This is a genomic window from Peptostreptococcus faecalis (assembly GCF_900240845.1).
Taxonomy (GTDB): domain Bacteria; phylum Bacillota; class Clostridia; order Peptostreptococcales; family Peptostreptococcaceae; genus Peptostreptococcus; species Peptostreptococcus faecalis.
Genome location: NZ_OERU01000001.1, coordinates 770,787 through 780,861, shown reverse-complemented (window position 1 = coordinate 780,861; position 10,075 = coordinate 770,787). Strand labels below are relative to the sequence as shown.

Here is a 10,075-nt window from a genome sequence, read left to right as displayed (position 1 = left end):
AAAAAGACTATCTATATAATATATAGATAGTCTTTTTTTATTTTATTATTTATTTGTTTTTTTAACTACTAAATTAACTAAATCCGCTGTTCTGTTTGCATATCCCCATTCATTATCATACCATGCAATTACTTTCACAAGACCATCTTCCATTACCATTGTAGATAGTCCATCTACTATTGAAGATCTTTTATCACCTTTGTAATCCACTGATACTAATGGTTTATCTGAATATCCTAATATACCTTTTAAATCCTTTTCACTAGCTTCTTTTAAAACTTCATTTATTTCTTCAGCTGTCACATTTCTTTTCTCTAGATTAACAACTAAGTCAACAACTGAAACTGTTGGAGTTGGAACTCTTAATGAGAATCCATTTAATTTTCCTTTTAACTTAGGAAGAACTAATGAAACAGCTTTTGCGGCACCTGTTGTTGTAGGTATAATTGATTCTCCACAAGCTCTTGCTCTTCTCAAATCTTTGTGAGACTTATCAAGTACATTTTGGTCATTAGTATATGCATGAACTGTTGTCATCATACCGTTTACTATCCCAAATTTTTCATCTAAAACCTTTGCTACAGGAGCTAGACAGTTTGTAGTACAAGATGCATTAGAAATGATGTTATGCAGTTCATTATCATATTTTTCATCATTAACACCAAGAACAAGAGTTATATCTTCACCCTTAGCTGGACTAGTAATTATTACCTTTTTTGCTCCAGCATCTATGTGCCCCATTGCATCTTCTCTTTTATTAAATCTACCAGTATTTTCTACTACTATATCTACACCCAAGTCTTTCCATGGTATGCTTGCTGGGCTACTTTCTCTAGTTATTGCTATATCTCTTCCATTTATAGATATACAATTATCATTTTTAACTTCTACGCTACCATCAAAAATTCCATAACTTGAATCATATTCAAATAGATGAGCTAAAGTTTCTGCACTTGCTCTTGCATTTATAGCAACTATTTCATATTCGAATTCACTTGATGACTCCGCTATTCTTAAAACTGATCTACCTATTCTTCCAAACCCATTTAAACCTACCTTTATTTTCATCATATTCCTCCATGTAGTATATATAATTATTTTTAATAAATTGAAACGATATTTAATAGTATGTCATATATCATTTACTTTCATAAACATTGTACACTATTTAATCGTATAATGCAATCTTTTTTATGTAATAATTCTTATACTTAATATGTTTTAGTATATATAGTGTTTTTTTGTATATTAAGTGTATTATATTAATCAATTTATTTTTCCTTTAATTATATCAATGTACACACATTTACCCACTTAACAAAGTTTTGAGAATACTTTTCTAATTCTTCGCATGTCATTTCTATTGCCGAATTAGAACTTCCTGCTGCTGGAAAAATTGTATTAAATCTCTTCATTGATTCATCTAGGTATACTTTTACATCCTCATTTATTGCAAAGGGACATACTCCTCCTGCTTGATGACCTATTATTAACTCTATTTCATCTCTTGGTATCATTTTGGCTTTTGTGCCAAATTTAGATTTATACTCTCTATTATTTATTTTGGCGTCACCTGATGTAACAATAAGTATTGGACCTTCCTTTGTAATAAAACCCAAAGTCTTTGCTATCCTCGATTCATCTGTTCCTACTGCTTTTGCAGCTAATTCAACAGTAGCGCTACTAGAGTCAAACTCTATTACATTTTCCGCTATATCGAATTTTTTTAAATATTCTTTTACTTTTTCTATACTCATTTCCTACCTCCATTAATATTTTATTTAGCTTACATGCAAACGTATTCTCAAAATATTAAATTTTTCATTAATTTTATATAATATAATCACTGTAAGTTTATTACATGCTTTTCTAAATTTGATACCTTTAAAAACTCAAATGAACTAATTACTCTAAATTATAGCATTCTTATAATTAAATTTACAGATATAAAAATCACCTAACTGCAAAAAAACTTTGTAGTTAGGTGATTTAATCTTTAATATATAATTATTTTTTGTAATATTCTTTAGCAATATTTTGTGGACTGTATCCTTTTCTGAACTGTCTTTGATATTTTTGCATATCTAGCATATTTAATAAAATTCCAATAAAACTCAAACTGCCTTTGTTAAAAATTCCCTTACCTTCATAATATTTCCTAGAAGATGTAATTATTTTTGAACTTATTTGCACGACTGGGTATATTTGTTTAGATCTAATTGATATATCATAATCTTCCATCAGTTGAATTTCTTTGTACATACCTAATTTCTCAAAATATTTTCGTTCAAAAAAAAGTCCTTGATCTCCAAATGCTATTTTTCTAAATATAACTCTTAACCTTGACATAAAACTACATATTTTCATTAGAAGTCTGCCATCATCAAAATACAAAGATAAGCATCCAAATTTAATATTTTTTTTCTTTACTTGAAAAATTATTTCATCAATGCAATCCTCTTCAATAACGCTGTCACTATGAAGAAAAAATACAAGGTCTCCGCTGGATTCTAAAAAACCTCTATTCATTTGCACAGCTCTTCCTTTAGGTGACTTTATATACGTAAATTTATTATATTTAACAATCTCCTCTAAATAGGTATCATTTGATGAGTCCACAAATATTACTTCATACTTATTCTTCACATTCAGTAAATTTTTTAGTATTTTTTCAATGGTTTTCTTTTTTTCTTTATATACGGGAATTATTATAGAAACATTTTCGCACATACAAATCTCCCTTATAGATTCACATAGTTATTGACTACAAATTCGATAAAAGATAAATCTAAGTAATCATTTAATTTGTTATATGTAAATTCATTTACTAAATCTTTTTCTGAATCATTATATTCTACCCAGGCCATTGCACACCAAGTAAGCCCCCTCAAACAGTTACACACTATATACTCATTCACTTTGTTCTCAAAATCAGTGTAACTTTTTTTCATGTATGCAGTTTCACCTGTAGTTGCTAATTCATAATATTTTTTTAAAAAAGCTCTTATTTCTTGCTTATTTAATATTTTATCAGTTTTCCAAAAAGTTGTTGTAGGAGCTAAAAAGTGTCCTATGTCTTGTTCAGATTCACCTATTATTGGTTTTTCCCAATCTATCAAGTAACATTCTTCTAGATTTACAATAAAATTAGAGGAGTTTAATTCAGTATTTATTAATGATAGTTTTTTTTCATTCTTAGCAGTTAAACTATTATCTCTGATTGACTTAACTTTATGAAATAACTGTTGAATATGAATATCTTTTTTTATATCAAAATATTTACTTTCTTCATATTTTTTATACATTGTTCTACATTCTTCAATAATAGAATCAAATGGATTATCTGGCTTTATTAAGCTTAAGTAATTTTCAAACTTTAAACTGTGAATTTTTGACAAACACAAGGCAGCCTTATTCATATCATAGTTGTAAGAAAAAGTCTCCCCTTCTATATAATCCATTACTAAATATTCGCGTGGAAAAAATGTGCAGCTATCATCACAAAATACTGGCTTTGGAGTAACTCCTGTTTTTTCTAGTAACAAAAGAGCATTAAATTCATACTCTATTTGCTTTTGTAAATGCATTTGACTGCCATAATTAATTCTAAATACGCTATATTCTATAATTTTTTCTTTATTATCACAAAATAAGAATTGTATCTCTAACTTGAAATTATAATTATACTCTCCATGCCCTAAATCAAAAACATCTACAAAAAAAGAATCATAATTTTTAAGATTGCTTTTCTTGTAGATATATTTTTTTATAAAGGCTTCGGAGTTTGTGTATTTACGAACATCTTCTAATGTAATTATTCTTGACACGAAACACCTCACTAATATCCAATTTTATTTAAATATTTTATTGTATTCTTAGAATACTTAATATCTTTTGATCTCAATAATTTAAATATATCTTCTTCCTCATCAAGATCTATCATATATTTATTTACATAAACTGTTTTTTGATTATCAACTGCTCTTTGTATTGTCTTCAAATATACAGAATCACCACTCAAAGAGTCAATTTCAAATATTTCTTTTGTAGTTTTACTCATTCCTATAAGACAGTATCCACTATCCTCTGTTGGGGTAATGACTAGATCTGAAGTAGATAAAGCTTCGAAAGATTTATTTATGTGCTCTGAAAACATTTGAGGAATATCACTCCCAATCAAGATAACCTTATCATATCCTTTTTCAATCAAATTATCTATAGATTTGTACATTCTAACCCAGATACTTCCTTCTGATTGTGGAATATAAGAACAGTTTTTACCAAAAATATTTTTTAGTATTTGAACGTTCCCATTACTTGTATGAAAAATATATTTATCAGCATTTACATCTTTAATATTATCAGCCAAGTCTAATAGCATATTATAATGAAGAGTAGCACATTGTTTTTCAGATAATTTTGTTTCTAATCGAGTTTTTGTTTGACCTTCTATTGGCAATCTAGTAAAAACTATTAATCCTTTCTTCACTATTCTTCCTCTTTAATTAAATTTCCATTTGATGATTCAAAATCATTTTCATCGTCATCGTCATGTGACATATTATCTAAGAAAACATAATCTTCATATAGATCATCATTTATATCATCATACATATCATCTTCATAATCTGGTATGTCCATTTCTTTTCTTTCTATAGTTTCATCAATCGAGTTACGCAATTCTTCAAGACCTTCAATATCCATTTCATCTAAATCAAGATTCACATCATCTTGTATGTGTTTGTCTAAAAATTCTTTTACTTCTTCTTCATTATCTTTATACACTTTATAACCTAAAGCTCCAACAGCAGCTCCAATTAAAGTTCCCCAAACAAATTTTTTCATACCTTACCTCCATTATACTTTAATTTAAATTTAAACCACATGCTTTCAAAAAACCATCTGTTTCTTCAAACATATATTGCATATGATCCATACTTTCTATAATTTTTATATCACCTGACTTCAATTTTTTTATCTCTGGAAGATTGTTTTTAGCTCTATCTTTTTCCCCAAATAAGAATATAACCTTTGTATCTTTTCTATAAAGTTGCGAAGGGAGTGTGTAATCATAACACTCAAATGCAATATCTTTTAGGGACTCTTTTTTTATAGATTTGTATACATTTGAACAATATTCTTTATCTTCTTCATTTAAATATTTATATTTTTCATAGTTATCAAACGCTTTTATGCCATTTTTCTTAACATCTTTTATTATTTTCTTTAACTCGAAATACAATAATAGACCTTTAAATTTATTATTCTTGAGCGTAGGAGCATCTAAAGCAGCATTATCAATTTCTAAATGCTGATCCTTCAATATTTCAAATGCTATAGATGTCCCATAAGATGAACCTAATAAAAAACTTATATGTTTTATATTATTCTCTTCTAGCCAATTAATAATTTTCTCTGCTTGACATCTAGTAGATATAAATTTTTCATTTGGGTATGACAACCCATCCAAATTAGGTACTATAACATAGTATTTTTTAGTTAAAATAGGAAGCATGGTTCTATACCCTGTAGCCCCTGGATAAAATATACTGTGTATCAATAGTGCAACTGGATTTTCTTGATCACCATAAGTATCAAACTTCATTTTTTCCTCCAATTTAAGTGTAATCTTTAACTTATTTATTACTATTCTACCCATTAATATACAACTTACAATCTCAAATGTCAACATTGTATACTTTGCATAATTTAAACTATTATATAATTTAATATTATTTTGTAAATAATAAGTATTTTTAAATGTAAAAGCGTTTATAATATGTTAAAATGTGTTTAAGGGAAAGAGGTGAGAAAATGAGTAAACTAAGAAAAATTCTAAAACCTTTAATCAAACAATTTAATGTTCCAGATATGTATTCTAGAACAGCAGAAGTAGCATTTTATCTTATGCTTTCAATTTTCCCATCTTTAATTTTTCTGATATGTGCAATAGCATATATCCCTGATGTCGGACTAATTAAAACACAAGTTTTTGTTCAACAATTTATTCCAGAAGATGCTACAGAAATTATTCATGCAATAATATCTTCTGCAATAGCGAATAGAAGTTTAAGACTTTTAATCATTTCTTTCTTACTAGCAACGTGGACATTTTCCAATGCAGTTAAATCACTAATCAAAGGTCAAAATATGGCATTTGGATTTGAGGAAAAAAGACCTTTTTTAAAATTAAATGCATATTGTCTAATTTACTCAGTAGCATTTTTTATAATGATTCTGCTTTGTGTTATTTTTTTGGTCTATGGAAACAAGTTAGGAGCTTTGTTACTAAGTATTCTGGGCGATAACATAATAATACGTTGGGTCTATAAATTTATACAGTATACTATTCCAATTGTTATTATGACGTATATCTTTTTAAATTTTTTTACTATTGGACCATCTGGAAGTTTAAAATATAGATATACTATACCTGGCGCTGCAGTAACAACGTTTTTATGGCTTTTATTTTCTCTTTTTTATTCTGCTTATACAGAAAATTTTGGTCAATTTAGAGAAATATACGGAAGCATTTCGTCAATAATAATTTTAATGACATGGATATATCTTTGTAGTATGTCAATGATAATAGGATATAAATTAAATGCAATAATCTACCTTCAGGAAAAAGTAGATAAATTTAGATTTAGAAGAGTAAAATAAAAGATACAAGTTTGCTAAGTAGCCTTGTATCTTTTATTTTATTTAATATTATTCAATCGAATTTACAATTTTTAAAAAATATTCATTTATATTATTCAACTTATCAAGTGCTATAGTATCATTTTTATCTTTGGTTCCTATGTATATTTTTAGCTTTGGCTCTGTTCCAGATGGTCTAAGAGCTATCCAAGATCCATCTTCTAATATATATTTCATGACATTTGACTTCGTAAATCCATCTACTCCTCTAAGAAAGTCTTTTGTATCTACTATTTTCAACTCAGCTATTTCTCTTAGATTTAGATTTCTTATCTCCTTCATAATCTTACTAATTTTTTCGCTACCTTTTTTCCCTTCTAGATAAATAGAAGTAGTTTTTTCTCTATAAAAACCATATTTTTTGTACAAATCTATCATTGCTTCATAAAGCGTTTGTCCTATTGATCTATAGTATAGTGCCATTTCAGCAATTAGAAGAGTTGCTGTGACCGCATCTTTATCTCTGCACTGGTTTCCAATCAAGTATCCATAACTTTCTTCATAACCCATTATAAAATTCTTAGTAGAATCTTTTTCATATTGAGTCATCTTTTCTCCCATAAACTTGAAACCTGTAAGAATATCAACTACTTCTACATCTAAATTCTTTGCAATATCTGCTCCAAATTCTGAAGTAACAATAGTCTTTATCATACATGAATTTTCAGGAAGTCTATTTTTTTCTTTTAAGCCATTAATTATATATTCTGTTAATAAGCCTCCAACTTGATTCCCTGTCAAAAGTTCTACTTCACCAGATAGATTCTTTACAGCAATACCCACTCTATCACAATCAGGATCTGTAGCAATCAATATATCCCCATCAATTTTTTTCAAAAGATTAATTCCTCTTGTAAGAGCTATACTTTCTTCCGGATTTGGTTTTTCTATTCCTGCAAAGTTAGGATCTGGCATTTCTTCTTCAGGTACTACATATACTTTTTTGAATCCACTTTCTTCCAAAGTTCTTAGTACCGGAACTCGTCCTGTTCCACATAGTGGTGTGTAAACTATTTTAAAATCATTTGAATATTTTTCTACTATTTCTTTTCGAATCATATTTTTCTCAACAGCATCTATAAATTCATCATCTATTTTATGGTCAAGCAAAATAATATTTTCATTATCTACTCTTTCTAAAGTCGGTATTTTCGATAAATCATCTATATTTTCGATTTCTTGCAACATTTTATCCGCAACATCAGGCATAATTTGTGCACCATTTGATCCATAAACCTTATACCCATTATATTTTGGTGGATTATGACTGGCAGTTATTACAATTCCACCGATACAATTCAGTTTTCTAACTGAATAGGACAACATAGGGGTTGTTCTTAAATCATCAAAATAGTATACTTTTATCCCAGCAGCGGCTATTGTTTTTGATGCTTCTAAACAGAATTCTTTTGACATATGTCTATTATCATGAGCTATTACAATTCCTCTTTCAGATGCATCTGCATAGTTATTTAAAAAGTATTTTGCTAGTCCATAAGAAGTTTTTCTAATAGTGTATATATTCATTCTGTTAGTCCCAGCTTCAACTATTCCGCGCAAGCCTGCTGTTCCAAACTCTAGGTATCTGTAAAATCTATCTTCTATCTCACTGTCGTTACCTTCTAGCGATTTTAATTCTTTTTTAGTTTCTTCATCAAAATATGTTGAGGTCAACCATTCGTTATACAATTCTTTATAAGTCATATCTAATCCTCCCTAAATATATTCTCTTATATACATAATAAGCATATTTTCAATTTTAGTAAATATAAATTTATAATTTACATTTTAGAATTTATATAAAAAAAGACTGTTGAAAGAAATATACCTTACAATGTACATTCCTTTCAACAGTCAGATCATTAATTGTTATCTCTATCAGGCCACATCTCTATTTCATTTTTAATCTCAGGAATAGTGTCATTATAAAAAACTGGATTTTCTACTCCTGCCTTTTTTTGCTTTGTGTAATCGGCTAAAGCAGCATATGCATACTTACCTAACATTAGTATAGTAATTAAGTTAAGTATAGCCATAAGAGCCATGAATAAATCTGCCATATTCCATACACTCTCCATTTGTATAAGAGATCCGTAAAAAACAAACACACATACTAAAACTCTAATTATATTTAAAATTATTTTTTCACTTTTTTCATGTTTTTCACTTATAAACTGGATATTCGATTCTCCATAATAATAGTTTCCTACTATAGAAGAGAACGCAAATAAGAATATACAAACAGATAAAAATATACTTCCAAAAGGTCCAAAATGATATGTCAAAGCTTCTTGTGATAGTATAATTCCATCATTTGCACTGCTTGAATATCCTCCAAATAAAAGTACCATAAATGCTGAACAGCTACATATTATTATAGTATCTGTAAACACACCAAGTGACTGAATTAGCCCTTGTGAAACTGGGTGTGAAACATCTGCAGTAGCAGCTGCGTTAGGAGCAGACCCCATACCAGCTTCATTAGAAAATAGACCTCTCTTTGTTCCAGTTAAAAGAGTAGCCATAATTCCGGCTCCCGTACCACTAACAAACTCTCTTGGATTAAAAGCACCTACAAATATATCTCTTATAACTCCAGGCATATCCTGAATATTAAGTATAATAGCAATAATAGCTGCTAATACATATAAAACTGCAAATATAGGTACGATTATTTCTGATACCTTGGATATTCTGTGAATTCCACCAAATATTACTAAAGCAGTCAATATAGCTATTGTAATTCCCAGCATTTGCCTATCAATACCAAAAGAATTATTAAGTGCAATTGACATCGTATTTGCTTGAACAGCATTAAATACAAATCCATAAGTAACTGTAATTAAAACGGCAAAAATAACTCCTAGCCATCTTGCATTCAACCCTCTTTCCATATAATATGCTGGACCACCCTTTGAAGCAGTCCCATTTTTCACTTTGAAAATCTGGGCTAGCGTTGCTTCAACAAATGCTGATGCTGATCCGATAAGGGCTATTATCCACATCCAAAATACTGCTCCTGGTCCTCCTCCTGCAATTGCTATTGCAATTCCTGCTATATTACCAGTTCCAACTCTTGATGCAGTACTGATACAAAAAGCACCGAAAGATGAAATTCCACCTTTTTCTTTTGCATCTTTAATATTGTTTTTATCAACCAAAAGCCTAAATTGTTCTTTGAAATATCTAAATTGAACAAAACCAGTACGAACAGTAAAAAACACTCCCGTACCAACTAACATAATAATCAATATTTTTGACCATAATAGATCACTTAAATTCATAGCCAATTCATAAACTGTATTAATAATTTCCATAGTTGACTTCATACCTTTCTTCTTTAAAATTAATATAAATGAATAATTTTTTATAA

General features: G+C 28.7%; 10 protein-coding genes. 1 reads left to right on the top strand and 9 read right to left on the bottom strand.

Annotation, left to right across the window (positions count from 1 at the left end):
* Nucleotides 1-45: 45 nt before the first annotated feature.
* The 7 genes from gap to C0982_RS03595 all read right to left on the bottom strand — a co-directional run bounded on the left by gap (nt 46) and on the right by C0982_RS03595 (nt 5,605).
* The gene (gene gap / locus C0982_RS03625) at nt 46-1,068 is read right to left on the bottom strand and encodes a type I glyceraldehyde-3-phosphate dehydrogenase (protein WP_101772853.1); all 1,023 of its coding nucleotides are present in this window, start codon (nt 1,066-1,068) and stop codon (nt 46-48) included.
* Nucleotides 1,069-1,286: 218 nt separating this feature from the next.
* Nucleotides 1,287-1,757 (bottom strand): YbaK/EbsC family protein, encoded by a 471-nt coding sequence (locus C0982_RS03620; RefSeq protein ID WP_101772852.1) that lies wholly within the window; start codon nt 1,755-1,757, stop codon nt 1,287-1,289.
* A 250-nt stretch (nt 1,758-2,007) separates the two neighbouring features.
* Nucleotides 2,008-2,730 (bottom strand): TIGR04283 family arsenosugar biosynthesis glycosyltransferase, encoded by a 723-nt coding sequence (locus C0982_RS03615; RefSeq protein ID WP_101772851.1) that lies wholly within the window; start codon nt 2,728-2,730, stop codon nt 2,008-2,010.
* An 11-nt stretch (nt 2,731-2,741) separates the two neighbouring features.
* Nucleotides 2,742-3,827, bottom strand: coding sequence for a phosphotransferase (locus tag C0982_RS03610; RefSeq protein WP_101772850.1), 1,086 nt, complete (start codon nt 3,825-3,827; stop codon nt 2,742-2,744).
* 11 nt (nt 3,828-3,838) lie between these two features.
* Nucleotides 3,839-4,489 (bottom strand): TIGR04282 family arsenosugar biosynthesis glycosyltransferase, encoded by a 651-nt coding sequence (locus C0982_RS03605; protein ID WP_180946854.1) that lies wholly within the window; start codon nt 4,487-4,489, stop codon nt 3,839-3,841.
* Nucleotides 4,489-4,845 carry a hypothetical protein gene (locus C0982_RS03600; protein WP_101772848.1) on the bottom strand — a complete coding sequence of 119 codons (357 nt, stop codon included), beginning with the start codon at nt 4,843-4,845 and terminating at the stop codon, nt 4,489-4,491. The genes C0982_RS03605 and C0982_RS03600 overlap by 1 nt, the downstream gene beginning before the upstream one ends.
* 19 nt (nt 4,846-4,864) lie before the next feature.
* Nucleotides 4,865-5,605 carry an alpha/beta fold hydrolase gene (locus C0982_RS03595; RefSeq protein WP_101772847.1) on the bottom strand — a complete coding sequence of 247 codons (741 nt, stop codon included), beginning with the start codon at nt 5,603-5,605 and terminating at the stop codon, nt 4,865-4,867.
* A 209-nt stretch (nt 5,606-5,814) separates the two neighbouring features.
* Here C0982_RS03595 and C0982_RS03590 point away from each other — a divergent pair, with 209 nt between their 5' ends.
* Nucleotides 5,815-6,663: a YihY/virulence factor BrkB family protein gene (locus C0982_RS03590; protein ID WP_180946853.1), complete on the top strand. Its 849-nt coding sequence runs from the start codon at nt 5,815-5,817 to the stop codon at nt 6,661-6,663.
* A gap of 48 nt (nt 6,664-6,711) precedes the next feature.
* Here C0982_RS03590 and C0982_RS03585 read toward each other — a convergent pair whose 3' ends face one another.
* Both C0982_RS03585 and C0982_RS03580 read right to left on the bottom strand, forming a co-directional pair.
* Entirely contained in the window at nt 6,712-8,406 is a 1,695-nt protein-coding gene (locus tag C0982_RS03585; RefSeq protein ID WP_101772845.1) for a phospho-sugar mutase, read from the bottom strand.
* Between the two features lie 158 nt (nt 8,407-8,564).
* Nucleotides 8,565-10,019, bottom strand: a complete 1,455-nt coding sequence (locus C0982_RS03580) for an alanine/glycine:cation symporter family protein (protein WP_101773218.1) — start codon at nt 10,017-10,019, stop codon at nt 8,565-8,567.
* Nucleotides 10,020-10,075 lie beyond the last annotated feature (56 nt).